The following is a 15,817-nucleotide window of genomic DNA, read 5'->3' as shown; positions in this document are numbered from 1 at the left end:
CTCTTATTTGTATTCGTGAATTTAACCATTTTTAATTTTTCATGAGTCATACCTTTCATATTCCTGTCCTAGGGCTAGCCTACTCAGTAGATACGCCCGTTAAAGTTGCCCGTTATGGGATTAGTTCTGTGGTTTCGATTGTTGACGATATATTGATTGAACGTATGCGTCAATTTTATACTGAAAAACGTAATGAAACCTTTATTCCAATTGATCTTAAGGAGATTGATTTTAGAAGCAAACGCATCACAGCTTATCTTAATCTGATCAAAAAAATTGTAGATGAGCAGTTTGAAGAACTTAAAAAACAAGCCTTCGAGAAGGGTTCTGATATTGTTAGATATTTTGAGTTATTACCTAATTCTTCTCCCCTAAAAAGCAAGTATCAGCAAATGCTTTCCAAGCAAGATAGCATTGTAGCTTCTGCCTTGGAGCAAGAATTGCGTGATGAAATGCAAAAAGGCGAGATACAAGTAAATATCATGGCAAAGGTTGACCGGATGAATCCAGACACCAATGGTGAGCAATTATCTGATTCACTTACAGCGCTCAAGGGATTTGCTGAAAGTCAAGTTAACTCCGCCCTTGTTCTTTCTGCAGGGATGAACCCACGTCTTTACAGCTATCTCGAAAATTTTAAAGACTTCTTTCCGGATCAAAATGGCAATTTCAAAAAGTCAATTATTCTAAAAGTGAGCGATTTCAGATCTGCATTAATCCAGGCTAAATTTTTAGCTAAGAAAGGATTGTGGGTATCAGAATTTAGAATTGAATCGGGATTAAATTGCGGGGGTCATGCTTTTGCAACAGATGGCTATCTTTTAGGTCCGATTTTGGAAGAATTTAAATCGAAAAAGCAAGAAATGATTGATGAGCTTTTTGAGATGTATAACAAGGCAATTCTTGAAAAAGAAATTCAGTTAAACCATGCTCCAATCATGAAAATTAGTGTTCAGGGTGGGATTGGTACAGCAGATGAGAATGAATTTCTATTAAAGCACTATCAGCTAGATGCAACTGGATGGGGAAGTCCGTTTTTATTAGTTCCAGAAGCAACAAATGTTGATGAAGAAACTTTAGAGCTTCTTTCAACCGCAGAAAAAGATGATTTTTACGTGAGTGCTTCTTCACCATTAGGGATACCTTTCAATAATTTCAAAAAAAGCACGGGTGAAAAACAAAGATTGGAACGTATAGAAAAAGGAAGACCGGGAAGTCCTTGTGTTAAAAAATACTTATCAACCAATACTGAATTTACTGAACAAGCTATCTGCACAGCATCCAGAGAATATCAAAATTTAAAGATTAAACAATTGGAAGCTGAAGGATTAAATCCAGAAGAATTTCAATCAAAATTTAATGAAATAACTGAAAAAGTATGCCTTTGTGAGGGACTAGCGACTCCTGCTTACCTTAAAAACGGAATTATCAAGCCTAAAGAAAGCACTGCAGTTACAATTTGCCCGGGACCAAATATTGCCTATTTCAGTGGTAAGTTCTCTCTTGATGAGATGGTAAACCATATTTATGGAAAACTCAACTTATTGAATGATGTTGACCGTCCGAATCTCTTTGTAAATGAGTTAAATCTATATGTCGACTATTTAAAGAAAGACATCAGCAAACATTTGCAAGACATGAGCGATAAAAAAGCGAAATATGTTTCCAAATTTAAAGAACAACTTCAAATAGGAATTGATTATTATAAACAGTTAGTCCCAAAAATTACCGACCAAACCGAAGTTTACAGGAAGAAAATGCTCCTTGAAATCGAAGAAATTGAAGAACAATTACAACACTTGAGCCCAATAATAAGTCAAGGGGTCTAGAAAATTAAAATTCATTAAAAGCCGGACATTCATTTTTTGATGTCCGGCTTTTTTGTAACTATCAAAATTTGAAAATGATATAATAAGTTAAATGGAGGTAGCAAAAACATATCCCTCTATGATTAAAATCATAGGCGATTTTTAACAATTGAGATAATTTGTACAATTATTAACTAAAATATAAAATTATGAGAAAGATGTTATTAGCTACCTCAATGGTCTGTTTTTCATTATTAATGAGCTGTCAAACCAATACAAAAAAGACAGATGAAACGACTATAATTGAAAAAACAGACTCAACCATTCATTCGAACATGAATGATGTAATGCCAAAAGGAAACGTCGTCCAAGTGGCTATCGATAGTAAAGATCATACCACACTTGTTACGGCATTAAAAGCTGCAGATCTTGTTGATGCTTTAAGTAAGGATGGGCCTTTTACAGTTTTTGCACCAACAAATGAAGCATTTAATAAATTACCTACAGGCACCTTAGATAATTTATTAAAGCCCGCAAATAAGGGAGACTTAGCAAATATTCTGAAGTACCATGTATCATTGGGACTTTTAAAGGCAAATGATTTTATTGATGGTCAAATTATTGGCCAGATAAATGGCAATGACGTCAAAATGAGTGTCAAAAACGGCAAAGTAATGATCAATGGAGCAACTGTGCTCACATCTATAAACGCATCAAATGGCGTTGTACATGTGATAGATGGAGTGCTTTTACCTCCCCCATCAAAATAAAATGTAGATTTTTGGGCCAGATTTTAGCTTATAAAAAAAGAGAATCTAAACAGATTCTCTTTTTTTATAGCCCTAAGAAACTACCTAATAATAGTCACATTTCCAGCTATAGGCTTCCGACCTACTGTTTTAGGATCAATGATATAGTAATAAGTACCCATTGGTAAATCCGAGCCATTCGACTGCCCCGACCATGGTTGAGAATACCCTTTCGAACTATAATAAACTATTGAACCATACCTGCTAAAAACTGTCACCGTAGCATTGGCATAACTTTCTAAATACTTTATATTCCAGATATCGTTTACACCATCCCCATTAGGGCTGAATGCGTTTGGAACGACAGGAAATTTTAGCACTTTAACCTTAATTTCATCTATTTCCACACAACCTTGATCAGATTTTACCATTAGAATATAAGTTACATCATCTACAGGACTTGCAATTGGATCTGGGATATCATCCCTACTTAAGCCTATGGAAGGCAACCATTTGTAAGTTAGATTACTTCCTGAAGCAATGGCTTCTAGTTTAATTGAACCACCTTCTAAAAGAACAGTATCTTGGCCAGCAGAAAGTGTTGGAGTGGGCATAACTAAAATCTCTTGAGATGATGAATCTGAACAACCATTAGTCGCAGTAAATACGTAACTAATGGTATGTTTACCCGGACCAGCAAGTGCTGGATCAAAGAAACCATTAGCCTTTACTCCATTTCCAGAATAAACACCAACTCCCGCTTGAGCACTTTTTTCGCTTGCTTGAGTCAACAAAAATGGTGTAGCCTCCTCGCAAATATCAGACAAGGCAGTAAAAACAACCTCAGGTGCAGCTTTAAGCGTAATAAATTGAATTTGTTCATCAAAACATACACCGCCTGAATAAGCCAACATCCTGACTTTAAATAACTTTGTAGCTGGAGAGCTGAAAACGGGATAGTTTATTTTATATTCTTTATCAAAAACAGGATCTTCATCAATCAAGGTAAAAGACATATCCCCTCCATCATCGAAAAACCATTCAACTTTAGCAATATTACCAAAATCAACCGAAGACAAATTCTTAAAAACTACTTCTTTATTGCTACAAAGATCTGTAGCATTTAAAACTGAAAATTTAGCTTCAGGAACCGCACCACTCACAGTAAAAGACTTTTCCATAATCGCTGAACATCCATTAGATGTTGTAACAGTTAATTTTACTTGATATATTCCTGATACAGTATAAGTGTGTGTCGGATTTTTTAGGTTCGAGAAATTTAGGGCTCCTGCACTTGGATTACCAAAATCCCATAAATAGGTTAAAGCAGATCCGTCTGAAATTGTAGATAAATCATTAAATTGAGCAAAACTATCCTTTAAACAAATTTCAGGAAGCTCAAAATCTACCACTGGCAATGGATAAACTTCAACATCCTTCTCAAATACCATACTTTCACAAGTTTTATCCGTAAAAACCTTTAATGTAACCTTATAACTTCCTACTGCAGTGTATTGATGAACAAATGGACTTGCATCATAACGTATTTCATCAGGTGCGCCATCCCCAAAGTTCCAAATCCATTTATTGATGCTACCTTCAGCTGTAGTAGATAAATCAGTAAAAGTGATATCCTGACCAACACAAGTAGGATTACTATATTTAAAATCAACCTTAGGTAATTCAATAACATGTATTGTCTGAGAAAAAACATCCGAAAAACATCCCGTTTCGCCTTCAACAATTAATTTAACTTCATAATCGCCAGCTACCAAAAAAGTATGGCTTGGATTTTTAAGGATTGAAATATTACCATCTCCAAAATCCCATTTCCAACCCTTAAGAGCCTTTCCATTACCAATACTAGCATCAGTAAATGAGATTGGAGCATTGGTGCAGACCTCTGTTAGACTTGTAAATGAGGCTGTTGGGGGATCAAAAACCTCAAAATCTAAATCTATTGTTTCTAAATTACTACATCCTGAGGGACTTGGATTAACAACTACAGCAGTAATTTTATATTTTTTAGCAGTAGTATAAATTGGATCTACCTTCGGATAAGCATAAATATAAACAACTTTACCATCAATTAAAGTTGTTGTATGTGTAGGTGCTGAATCTGTAAAAGGGCCGGTACCATCATCTAAATCCCAAACAATATTGGTTGTTTGATAAGGTAATTTAAGTACAAATTTAGAGGGTTGAGAAACACAACCACTAGACAAAACATTATTGGCTTTATCATTAACAGTAATATTTTGAAATAAGTTTTTTACATCAGCCCCTGCGAGGTAAGCGTAGGATTCAAAAGTACCATAACCATAGGCAATAGCAACGAAACCTCCTTTAGCAACAATTCGGTGTTGATCGGATGAACTAGTTACATCAATAATTACATAAGAATACTCCGAATCAATAGTTTTAAAGCCTGATACAGCGGCGCCATCAACTCTGAGACTTGGTGCATCAGCAGTTTTAATAATAATATTAAGGAAATATTTGGTGATATAAGTATTTACTCCAGGAACACTATTGAGTCTGGAAAAAACAGTGATGTCACTTAAAGTTTGTTCAATTGGATTCAAGATTGTCATTTCAGGATCTCCAGGAAAAGTAACAGTAGGTCTATTCGCTGGATTACAATTCTGTGCAGATTGATACTGAGCCACTCCAATAGGTTTATCAGATTTAACAATACTCGGACTGTTCGTAAAATATGTGATTATACTTCCTTTATTATAAGGATTAGAAAGAGTTGTTCCAGACGCGTTTGTAGCACTTCCATTGACTGTAATATTGGTATTATCCTCAGAGACTATGATTCTAATCGCATCAATATTCCCATTTTCAGTGTTATAAAAAGGTGCAGTGACAAAATTCTTTCCCCAAGCAGAAACTGGAAAAAGCTGTTGAAATAAATTATCCCCTCCACTTGGAATATTTGGATTAATATTGCCAAAATCACAAAAAGCAGTCCAAGTGCTCCCCGAAAAAACTGCTAAAGGTTTACAGCTACCCAAAGTCTTTATTAAAGTCCCAGAAACATCATTAGCAGATTGATACTGATAAACATCTCCCTTATTTAATTGAAAAGGTAGTTTAAATGGAACTCCTGCAACTCTAGATCCATCAATTGAAGTTACTGTTGGCGTAATTTCAACATCAGTTTCATCTTCAACGGCCACAATAGTAAATTCGGAACGTGCTCTGTTAGATTGAGATCCACCTTCGTTACGAAAAGAAAATGCATAATATTCTTTGCCAAGTGCTCTTGTAGGTAATATTAAACTTCCACCAGTTCTGGCGTTATGAGAAATAATAGCATAAACTGAAATTGGATTGCCTGAAGTTATGTGAATTCCCTTATTATTTTCAATAACATTCGAACTTCCAATATAAACATCTACGACATTGGGATCAATAAAAACAGTTTTTATTGTATTCGCTGTTATAGTACCCGATTCAACAACTCCACCATTTGCCTCTACTTTATAGCTTGTATTTACATCTGATGATAAAAACAGAGTCATTTTTGATATTTTACCATCAATATGACCTGCATAGGCCACCCAAAAATCCGTCCCCTTATTGGAAGTCCCTTGCGCATGAGCATAATTTGAAAGACCCAAAATCAGTCCCAAAATCACATAAAATATCCCCAAATACTGCTTCAAAATCTTCCTAATTATTCTCTGAATCTAAACAAATAATTTATTAATGTACGTAATCCATTGATAATGAAGTTAAATAAATCCAATAATGGCAATCAAATCTGGCCTATTTATTAAAAATAATAACATCACTCTTAATCCATCTTAACAAATTTCACCAAAGATGGTTTGTCAATACTGATTTTCTGACCCGTAACTGTCAATTTACCAGTTTCCTGATTACGCTTAAAAAGGATTAATTCATTGGTCCCCTGACTTGTTGAAATTACCCAATTTCCACTCGGATCAATCGCGAAAGTACGAGAACTTTTACCCAAAGAAGGCTGCTTATCAATTAGGCTTAATTTCCCATCCGATTGATTAATTGAGAAAATAGCGATTTCATTAACGGTACTTCTCGTATTAGCATATAGAAATTTACCATCCGCTGAAACTTGAATATCAGCACCGTGTCCGGGACCAGTAAAACCTTCAGGAATCATAGAAATAGATTGAATCTGTTTTAATCGCCCATTTTTATACTCAAAAGCATAAACTTTAGAGTTTAATTCTGTAACTGAATAAAAATATTTTTTATTTGGATGAAAGGCGCTGTGCCTCGGTCCCGCGCCCGGATCCAACAAAGCAAAAGGCTGTACCGCCGAAACAAGTGCTAAAGGCCTATTTTGGGACTTAAATCGATAAATGTTAATTTTATCTGTTCCTAAATCTGCCGCCAAAACATATTTATTATCTGGCGAAACTACCGCCGAATGTACATAAGGCTTTTTCATTACTATGCTACTTCCCTCATGTTTTATATCTTGAATATCGTCCCCCAGACTCCCATCTTCTTCAATTGCTAAGGCTGTTAATGATCCTCCACCATAATTCGCGGCAAACACATATTTTCTTTGTGCATCAACAGAAATATGAGTCGGACCAGCACTGCCAGAAGGGCGACTATTAATCAATTTTAATTCACCACTTTTCGCATCAAATGAAAGCGCATTAATCTTACTTTCCTTACTTTCACTAACTGAATACACAAATTTCCGATCGGGAGAGACAGCAAAGTATGAGGGACTTTCAAGTATAACTTTTGATTTATAAGCAATTTCTCCATTTTCGGTATTGAACTCATACACGTAAATACCTTCACTTTTTCCTGGGGATGTATAAGTCCCAACCAATAAATGATACCTCTCAGCCTGTGCAAATAAGGTTGATGATATGAACATCAACACATAAAAACCGATTATTTTTTTCAAATTCATTTTTATATTCATTTTTCAAAACTAAAATTAGGATAAAAATTGAGTTTTGAAATCATTTCTTCCAAAAAATTAGTTTACGGTCATGAAATCGATTAATTGACATTTAAACAATTAACATTCATTAAAATTGGTTAAATTTGGAATAACATAGATAAAATAAAAAAGATGAAATCAGTAAAAGCATATGCCGCTCTTAGCGCCGAAAAACCACTTGAACCATGGCAAATTGATCGCCGTGAACCAGGACCAGAAGATGTAGAAATTGAAATTCTATTTAGTGGTGTATGCCATTCAGATATCCATACCGCCAGAAATGAATGGGGTGGAACCGTTTACCCAGCCGTTCCAGGACATGAGATTGTTGGGAAAGTAACTCGCATAGGTGAGGCAGTTAGCAAATTCAAAATTGGCGATACAGTTGGAGTAGGATGCTTTGTTGATTCATGTAGGCATTGTAATAACTGCAATGATGATTTAGAGCAATATTGTGAAAATGGACATACTCAGACCTATAATTCACCATCACAAGATAAAAAAACCATCACACTAGGAGGATACTCGAGTCATATTGTTGTAACTGAACATTTCGTACTCCATGTTTCTGATAAATTACCGCTAGCAAATGTAGCACCTCTACTTTGCGCAGGTATCACCACATACTCTCCTCTAAAACATTGGAACGTTAAAAAAGGAGATAAATTGGCGGTTGTAGGTTTAGGCGGATTAGGACACATGGCCGTTAAACTTGCCTCATCAATGGGCGCCGAAGTCACCGTGTTAAGTCGCTCGAAAGACAAAGAAAAAGATGCTGAGCGCCTTGGTGCAAAACATTTTAAAATTACAAGTGATGCCGAAACTATGAACAGCTTGGCTTCTACATTTGATTTTATTATTGATACCGTTTCTGCACAACACGACTATAATCAATATCTTGCGCTATTAAAAACAAGCGGAGTCATGGTTATTTTAGGTGCTCCACCTCAGCCATCAGAAGTTTCTGCATTCCCACTCATCTTAGGACGCAGAAGTTTAGTTGGCTCCTTAGTTGGAGGAATTAAAGAAACCCAAGAAATGCTCGATTACTGTGCTGAACATAATATTAGCTCTGATATTGAACTCATCAAAATGAGCCAAATTAATGAAGCATATGAAAGAACACTTGCCGGAGATGTTCATTATCGCTTTGTGATAGATATGAGTACTTTGAGTTAAATAATTTAATTTTAAATTAATATTCAATCTTTTATAATTCATAATAATATATGATAAAAAAAATATCAATTTCCCTAAGTGCTATTGTGCTAATAATCAGCAGCTTTGGCAACAATACATTTGCACAAAATACAGATCCTGTAGAGAAACTCGCTCCTAACAGTACCTACCCATCTGCATTTAAAGGACAAACAAGAATTGCCGGAATAAAAACGCAAGAAGCAATACAGGCTAAGGCAATTGCTAGCGGATTAAAAAGACCATGGGGTATTGCAGTTTTACCTGATGGTAGACTTTTAATTAGCGAGAAAGCTGGTGTTATGAAAATTGCGAGTATTAAGGGAGAAGTAAGCGAGGCAATAACAGGATTACCGGCTGTTAATGCTGCTGGTCAAGGTGGTTTATTGGGACTTACAATCGATCCTGAATTTACAAAAAACAGAATGGTTTATTGGTCCTTTTCAGAGAAATCAGAGCAAGGAAACCTAACTGCTATTGCAAAAGGTAAACTTTCTGATGATGAAAAGAAGATCGAGAATGCAACAGTTATCTATCGTGCAAATCCGGCGCATTCAAGCACTCTGCATTATGGAGGCCGACTTCTTTTTGATAAAAAAGGCGATTTGATAATTACTACTGGCGAACGTTCAACTTTAGAAACAAGACCACAGGCGCAATTTTTAAATTCTGCCAATGGAAAAGTAATGCGCATCACTAAAGATGGAAAAGCAAGTGCTGGAAATCCATTTTTAAACCAAGCTGACGCGCTTCCTGAAATCTATTCATACGGTCACCGTAACGTTCAAAGTTTGGCATTTCATCCTCAAACAGGAGATATTTGGACTGCCGAATTTGGACCTAGAGGTGGCGATGAGTTAAACCTTATCAAAGCAGGCAAAAATTATGGCTGGCCAACCATCACTTATGGAATTGAATATAGTGGAGCCAAGGTTGGTGATGCAATTCAGCAAAAAGAAGGAATGGAGCAACCAGTTTATTATTGGGATCCTTCCATTTCGCCAAGTGGCATGACTTTCTATAGCAGTAACATCATTCCCGAATGGAAAAACAATCTTTTTATTGGAAGTCTAAGTGGAAAACACATACTTCGTCTTGAACTTAAAAATAATAAGGTTATTGGTGAAGAAAGACTACTAACTACTGAAAACCAGCGTTTTAGAGCAGTAGTTGAAGGAAAAGATGGCGCTTTGTATGCCGTGACAGATGAAGGTAGATTGTATAGAATAGGCAAATAAGCCATTAATAAATAATAAAAATTATTAGCAGGCATTGGTTTTATATCAATTCCTGCTTTTTTTTGAATAATTTTAAAAAACACATATTCTTTTGTCAAAAAAAGATGATATTTAATTATTAAATTATATATCTTAAATAACAAACGAAAAAGCTAAAAGCAATTTCGAAACCATAGAATGAGAACATACTTTCCCCAATTATCAAGTCTTTTTACACTCCTATTATTCCCTTTTGTACTATTTTCACAGGTTAAGAATTTCAGTCCCTATACCCAAGAACTTAGCGGTACAGATCTAAAATTTGATATGCTCGCAATTCCAGGTGGTGAATTTCTAATGGGCAGTCCAGAAAATGAGCCAGGCCGACGCCCAGATGAAGGTCCGCAACACCCAGTAAAAATCAGTCCCTTTTGGATTGGTAAACATGAAATAACATGGGATCTTTACGAACCCTTCGTTTATAAAAATCAGGAAATTAAACGCAGCACCGTTCCTTTAAGTCAGGAAGTAGATGCTCTTACCCGCCCTACACGTCCATATGTCGACATGACTTGGGGCATGGGTAAAGAAGGTTTTCCAGCTATTGGGATGACCCATTATTCAGCCGTTCAATTCTGTAAATGGCTGTATACTAGAACTGGGCTATTCTACAGACTGCCCACAGAAGCCGAATGGGAATATGCTTGTCGCGCGCAAACAAAAGGCCCCTACTCCTTCCCAGAAGGCTCAAATATCGATGATTATGCTTGGTACGCAAAGAATAGCAATGCCAAAACACAAGCTGTAGGCAGTAAAAAGCCAAATGCTTGGGGAATTCATGATATGCATGGCAATGTTGCGGAGTGGACCATAGATCAATACAAAGAGGATGCTTACAGCAAATTTACTAATGGCACAGCGTTAGATCCTGTAGTTCCTGTTGAAAGCCTTTACCCTCATTCAGTTAGAGGTGGATCTTATGAAGACTCTCCCAATGATTTACGTTCTGCAAGTCGCAGAGGATCGGAAGCAGCATGGAAACAAATTGACCCACAAATACCAAAAAGCAATTGGTGGTTAACTGGTGGCACATTTGTGGGCATCCGAATTGTACGACCATTAAAAACACCATCAAAAGAAGAAATTGAAGCATACTATAACCAAGCACCCATAGCAGATTATTAATAACAAATTTTATAAAAATGAAAAACGAATTTTCAGTTACTAAAGACAGAAGAGATTTTTTAAAAACTTCAGCCATTCTCACTGGAGGAGCATTGTTAAGCGGTATTCCACTTGCTGGAGCTTATGCAAGCGGATCAGATACCATTAAAATTGCCTTAATTGGCTGTGGTGGTCGCGGTACCGGTGCTGCATTTCAAGCATTGAGTACCAAGTACAATATTCAATTGGTGGCTATGGCCGATGCCTTTTCTGATAAAATTGACACTTGTTACAAAGCATTAGTTGGAAAATATGGTGCTGAAAAAGTAAATGTTCCGAATGATAAAAAGTTTGTTGGTTTTGATGGCTATAAACAAGCTATTGCTCTTGCTGATGTAGTTTTATTAGCTACCCCTCCCGGATTCAGGCCTGCACATTTTGCAGAAGCTGTAAAACAGAACAAGCAAATATTCATGGAAAAACCGGTGGCTACAGACTCCCCAGGCATACGTAGTGTGCTTGCCACTGCCGAAGAAGCTAAGCGCAAGAAATTGAATGTTGTTGTGGGACTTCAACGTCACTATCAGAAAAATTATAGAGAATTAATGGATCGCGTACACCAAGGTGAAATTGGTGATGTAATTGCCGGTCAAGTATATTGGAATTCTGGAGGTGTTTGGGTAAATCCGCGGAAGCCAAATGAGACTGAAATGGAATACCAAATGAGAAATTGGTATTATTTTAACTGGCTTTGTGGAGATCATATCGTAGAGCAGCATGTTCATAATATTGATGTAGCTAACTGGGCAAAAAATAAATACCCAGTATCGGCATACGGTGCTGGTGGCCGCTTTTTACGCACCGGAAAAGACTATGGCGAAATCTATGATAATCACTCAGTTGAATTCGTTTATGACGATGGATCGGTAATTTCAAGTCAGTGTCGCCACTTTACCGGTGGTGGCAATAGAGTTGACGAGACTTTCCAGGGTACTAAAGGAAAAGTTTATTTCGATTCTAACAACAGAGGTAAAATTTGGGATCACAAGGGCAATGTACTTGTTGATTACTATGGCAAAAATGATGCAAACCCATATCAAACAGAGCATGATGAGCTATTTGCTGCAATTTCTGCCAATGAATATAAGTTTGCTGATGCCGAAAATGCAGCCAAAAGTACTATGACAGCAATTATGGGACGCTATGCAACGTATTCAGGCGATGTAATTAAATGGGATGATGCACTAAATTCACAAATCGACCTTATGCCGGAGCGTTTAGCATGGGATGCATTGCCAAAAGTACTACCAGATGCATCAGGAAACTATCCTTATGCTATTCCGGGAGTAACAAAAGTTATTTAATCTGCTGTAAAGCATAAAAATAGGAACCATGAATAGAAGCGAATTCATTAAAAGCTCCGGACTTTTAGGACTTTCACTTGCTGCGGGATTTTCGGCACAGGCCTCTAACAACAAAGGTCCTGGAAAAGCTGAAAAGACATTCAATTTAGATTATGCCCCGCATGCTGGAATGTTTGCAGCTCATGCTGGAAATAATTTTATCGACCAGATCAAATTTATGCATGATCAGGGCTTTAGAAGTATTGAAGACAATGGCATGATGGGTCGCCCGATAGCCATGCAAGAAGAAATTGGAAATACCCTAGCTAAATTGGGAATGACCATGGGCGTTTTTGTGGTGGATAAAGGCGGAAATGGAGCAAATACCTTGGCAGCAGGCAAGCAAGAATACATCGATATTTTCCTGAAAGGGTGCCGCCAAGCTGTTGATGTGGCAAAACGCGTCAATGCTAAATGGGTTACCGTAGTCCCAGGTGATTTTGAAAGAAATCTTCCTATCGGAATTCAAACAGGCAATGTAATTGAAGCCCTCAGACGAGGCGCAGAAATCTTGGAGCCTCATGGATTAATTATGGTTCTCGAACCGCTGAGCGACACGCCAAACCTATTCCTGCGCAATACAGATCAAACTCATCTAATTTGCAAAGGAGTAAACAGCCCTTCATGCAAAATTCTCTATGATATTTATCACATGCAGAAAAATGAGGGTAATCTTATTCCTACCATGGAAAAATGCTGGGATGAAATAGCCTATATTCAAATTGGTGATAATCCTGGAAGAAGAGAACCTACAACCGGCGAAATCAATTATCGAAATGTATTTAAATATATCGATAGCAAAGGATATAAAGGCATTTTGGGCATGGAGCATGGCAATTCCCTTCCGGGTAAAGAAGGCGAGCTTGCACTCATTAAAGCCTATAGAGAAGTAGATAGCTTTAAATAAATCTCGATTTAGATCAGGAGCAAAATAACACTGCTCCTGATCTATTTTAATGTAGCATTTTAAGCTCCCGCAATTTTTCCAAATAGAGAAGCACTTCTTGCTCAGTCACATCATTAAAATTTTCATAGTAAACGCCTACACCACTAAAATCTGGTGGCGTTTTCAGTACAATCACTTCATCAGCTTCTTTAGATACCATTTGTACCGCACTTTGTGAAGCCACTGGTACGGCTATAATAATTTTAGCAGGATTTTTCTTTTTTATTAAGTTGATAGTGCTTATAACTGTATTTCCCGTAGCCATACCATCATCCACAATAATCACCGTCTTTCCATTAAGGCTTTCAGGCTTATGATCATCTATAAATTTATCCTGCATATGCCGCAACTTTTCTCTAACCACCTTTAATTCCTCTTGAATATATTCTTCCGAAACATCGTAATGAGGAATTACGAAATAATCATTCAGACTTGCAGCACCGATGGCATATTCTTTATTGTTCGGATGACCAATTTTTTTTGTGAAAACAATTTCCATCGGAAAACCCAGCTCCTTGGCCACAACATAAGCTAGCGGCACTCCACCCTTTGGTATAGCAAACACCAAACCTTGGTCTGATTTATACGCACTGAGCTGTGCAGCTAGTAAATTTCCCGCCTCTATCCTATCCTTAAACATGATGCAATATTTTTTAAAATCAAACCACTAGTGCGGGAATATGGTTTTTAAACCAATTAGAAGCCAATTCAGCTACTTGTTGCAATTTTCCTTCCTCCTCAAACAAATGACTCGCGCCTTCCACTACTTCAAGATGTTTTTCGCAAAAAAGCTTATCAAAAGCCTTCTGATTTAAGCTAAGCACCTCACTATCCAAACTACCCACAATAAATAAACATGGCACCTTGATATCTGCTAGAGCATCCATTGCCAAATCAGGTCTTCCACCCCTACTTACCACAGCAAATACTTCGGGCAATTTAGCTGCCGCCATTAAAGCTGAGGCAGCGCCAGTACTTGCTCCAAAATAGGCAATACCCAAATCTCGCGCAGATGGATGCTTTTGCAACCATTTAGTCGCAGCAATCAATCGCTCATGAAGCATATCAATTTCAAAACGATTTAAATAGTATAAATCTTCTTCGGGAGTTAAAAGATCAAAAAGCAGGGTTCCAAAGCCCCTTTTCTGCAGACTCTCAGCTACAAATTGATTGCGCTTGCTTAATCTACTGCTTCCACTTCCGTGAGAGAATACAATTATCCCCAAACAATGCTCAGGAATACTTAAAATGCCTTTTAGCCGTATTTCACCGACTGCTATGCTTACTTCATTATTATAACGCAATTCCATAATACAATAATTTTATATTAAACAATCATCCATTTACAAAGCCATTTTGGGGATCAGCTTTGCCTAATTATCCAAAAATCAGGAATAACAATTCAGAAATATTAAGGCAATAAAAACCCTACTAAAACAAAGCTAATTGGTGAAGACTCCAATATTTATGATTATTATCAATAAAATTATTGATTATAATCATTTCCAGTTAACCGAAATTCAATTACCTTTCTGTTAATAAATTATTGAATAATAAACCTATTGAATTACATTTTAGCAAAAAAAATAACAGAATTGCTTTACATCTTTTCCTTAATTGAAATTTCATGAATCTGAATGAATAAATTATATCAATTCTGTCTATAATTATTCATGAAAACTTTAGAAATTATTATGCAATTAGTTGTTTTTTTTTACATTTTTAAACTATGAAAACACGCTATCTGTTCCTGATTTTAATAATTTTCTCTTCATGCAATAAAGAGAACTTTGAAGATAAAAGATCTGATAATCAGGTTAAATTTATTTCTTATGTTAAACTACTGAGGGATGCTGTTAATGCAACTAACATGGATAAAGATCTTAGAAATGCAGCACTCGAAAAAAATATTCCGGCTGTAAAATCTTACATCAAAGATTCATTGGATTTATCAATTAATTCTTGGCAAGTCAAGCTTATTGAAAAAACAGATAATTATTTATATACGGGTTCTGTTCAATTGAAATTAGGAATTGCTTTTGACCCATACGACACAAGATCTAGAGCAATAAATCAATCAATTATTATAAAAACTATAGTTCCATCATCCGAAAAGGAAATAATTGATGCTTTAAAATCGCTAAAAGTTGATGAATACCTTAAAATTAACGGAAATTTTATACAAAAAGGAGATTTTATTGATATCGATAGCTATAGCCAGTATAAATTTTCTAAAAATGTGCTCGACAATCCTCAATTTGAAGCTAAAATCACGAGTATAGAAAAATTATAGGACAGAATTTCATAACAAAGCCCAAGAAATCGATAGCTATTAAAATCATTTTTTCTATTTAAAAAAGGCCTAAACAAACA

12 protein-coding genes are annotated in these 15,817 nt (G+C 36.3%); 8 read left to right on the top strand and 4 right to left on the bottom strand.

Going from position 1 to position 15,817, the window contains the following annotated elements; all coding sequences use genetic code 11:
* Positions 1-41 precede the first annotated feature (41 nt).
* Positions 42-1,829 (top strand): hypothetical protein, encoded by a 1,788-nt coding sequence (locus QZ136_RS05325; RefSeq protein WP_291401139.1) that lies wholly within the window; start codon positions 42-44, stop codon positions 1,827-1,829.
* A gap of 188 nt (positions 1,830-2,017) precedes the next feature.
* Entirely contained in the window at positions 2,018-2,578 is a 561-nt protein-coding gene (locus tag QZ136_RS05320; protein WP_291401134.1) for a fasciclin domain-containing protein, read from the top strand.
* An 80-nt stretch (positions 2,579-2,658) separates the two neighbouring features.
* On the opposite strand, the gene QZ136_RS05315 is transcribed toward QZ136_RS05320, so the two are convergent.
* Together QZ136_RS05315 and QZ136_RS05310 are read right to left on the bottom strand one after the other, a co-directional pair.
* The gene (locus QZ136_RS05315; protein WP_291401132.1) at positions 2,659-6,231 is read right to left on the bottom strand and encodes a PKD domain-containing protein; all 3,573 of its coding nucleotides are present in this window, start codon (positions 6,229-6,231) and stop codon (positions 2,659-2,661) included.
* Positions 6,232-6,362: 131 nt separating this feature from the next.
* Positions 6,363-7,484 carry a lactonase family protein gene (locus tag QZ136_RS05310; RefSeq protein ID WP_291401130.1) on the bottom strand — a complete coding sequence of 374 codons (1,122 nt, stop codon included), beginning with the start codon at positions 7,482-7,484 and terminating at the stop codon, positions 6,363-6,365.
* 165 nt (positions 7,485-7,649) lie between these two features.
* Between QZ136_RS05310 and QZ136_RS05305 the strand changes: the two genes are divergently transcribed.
* The 5 genes from QZ136_RS05305 to QZ136_RS05285 all read left to right on the top strand — a co-directional run bounded on the left by QZ136_RS05305 (position 7,650) and on the right by QZ136_RS05285 (position 13,405).
* Positions 7,650-8,696 (top strand): NAD(P)-dependent alcohol dehydrogenase, encoded by a 1,047-nt coding sequence (locus QZ136_RS05305; protein ID WP_291401128.1) that lies wholly within the window; start codon positions 7,650-7,652, stop codon positions 8,694-8,696.
* Between the two features lie 50 nt (positions 8,697-8,746).
* Entirely contained in the window at positions 8,747-9,952 is a 1,206-nt protein-coding gene (locus tag QZ136_RS05300; protein ID WP_291401126.1) for a PQQ-dependent sugar dehydrogenase, read from the top strand.
* 177 nt (positions 9,953-10,129) lie between these two features.
* Positions 10,130-11,116 carry an SUMF1/EgtB/PvdO family nonheme iron enzyme gene (locus tag QZ136_RS05295; RefSeq protein WP_291401124.1) on the top strand — a complete coding sequence of 329 codons (987 nt, stop codon included), beginning with the start codon at positions 10,130-10,132 and terminating at the stop codon, positions 11,114-11,116.
* Between the two features lie 17 nt (positions 11,117-11,133).
* Positions 11,134-12,459, top strand: a complete 1,326-nt coding sequence (locus tag QZ136_RS05290) for a Gfo/Idh/MocA family oxidoreductase (protein WP_291401122.1) — start codon at positions 11,134-11,136, stop codon at positions 12,457-12,459.
* 28 nt (positions 12,460-12,487) lie between these two features.
* Positions 12,488-13,405, top strand: a complete 918-nt coding sequence (locus QZ136_RS05285) for a TIM barrel protein (protein WP_291401120.1) — start codon at positions 12,488-12,490, stop codon at positions 13,403-13,405.
* Positions 13,406-13,451: 46 nt separating this feature from the next.
* On the opposite strand, the gene QZ136_RS05280 is transcribed toward QZ136_RS05285, so the two are convergent.
* Complete coding sequence (locus tag QZ136_RS05280; protein WP_291401118.1) at positions 13,452-14,084, bottom strand: phosphoribosyltransferase family protein; 633 nt, start codon at positions 14,082-14,084, stop codon at positions 13,452-13,454.
* A 19-nt stretch (positions 14,085-14,103) separates the two neighbouring features.
* Positions 14,104-14,754 carry an alpha/beta hydrolase gene (locus tag QZ136_RS05275; RefSeq protein ID WP_291401116.1) on the bottom strand — a complete coding sequence of 217 codons (651 nt, stop codon included), beginning with the start codon at positions 14,752-14,754 and terminating at the stop codon, positions 14,104-14,106.
* Between the two features lie 419 nt (positions 14,755-15,173).
* Between QZ136_RS05275 and QZ136_RS05270 the strand changes: the two genes are divergently transcribed.
* Positions 15,174-15,737 carry a hypothetical protein gene (locus tag QZ136_RS05270; RefSeq protein WP_291401114.1) on the top strand — a complete coding sequence of 188 codons (564 nt, stop codon included), beginning with the start codon at positions 15,174-15,176 and terminating at the stop codon, positions 15,735-15,737.
* The last annotated feature ends 80 nt before the right edge of the window (positions 15,738-15,817 follow it).

The sequence above is a fragment of the Daejeonella sp. genome (assembly GCF_017495225.1).
In the GTDB taxonomy this organism is placed as follows: Bacteria; Bacteroidota; Bacteroidia; order Sphingobacteriales; family Sphingobacteriaceae; genus Daejeonella.
This window is presented reverse-complemented; position numbering and strand designations above follow the sequence as displayed.

Bases quoted from the DNA above. Each gene is read 5' to 3' on its own strand.
- QZ136_RS05275 (WP_291401116.1), bottom strand. From the start codon at position 14,754: ATGGAATTGCGTTATAATAATGAAGTAAGCATAGCAGTCGGTGAAATA.
- QZ136_RS05305 (WP_291401128.1), top strand. From the start codon at position 7,650: ATGAAATCAGTAAAAGCATATGCCGCTCTTAGCGCCGAAAAACCACTT.
- QZ136_RS05270 (WP_291401114.1), top strand. From the start codon at position 15,174: ATGAAAACACGCTATCTGTTCCTGATTTTAATAATTTTCTCTTCATGC.
- QZ136_RS05300 (WP_291401126.1), top strand. From the start codon at position 8,747: ATGATAAAAAAAATATCAATTTCCCTAAGTGCTATTGTGCTAATAATC.
- QZ136_RS05325 (WP_291401139.1), top strand. From the start codon at position 42: ATGAGTCATACCTTTCATATTCCTGTCCTAGGGCTAGCCTACTCAGTA.
- QZ136_RS05285 (WP_291401120.1), top strand. From the start codon at position 12,488: ATGAATAGAAGCGAATTCATTAAAAGCTCCGGACTTTTAGGACTTTCA.
- QZ136_RS05310 (WP_291401130.1), bottom strand. From the start codon at position 7,484: ATGAATTTGAAAAAAATAATCGGTTTTTATGTGTTGATGTTCATATCA.
- QZ136_RS05295 (WP_291401124.1), top strand. From the start codon at position 10,130: ATGAGAACATACTTTCCCCAATTATCAAGTCTTTTTACACTCCTATTA.
- QZ136_RS05320 (WP_291401134.1), top strand. From the start codon at position 2,018: ATGAGAAAGATGTTATTAGCTACCTCAATGGTCTGTTTTTCATTATTA.
- QZ136_RS05280 (WP_291401118.1), bottom strand. From the start codon at position 14,084: ATGTTTAAGGATAGGATAGAGGCGGGAAATTTACTAGCTGCACAGCTC.
- QZ136_RS05290 (WP_291401122.1), top strand. From the start codon at position 11,134: ATGAAAAACGAATTTTCAGTTACTAAAGACAGAAGAGATTTTTTAAAA.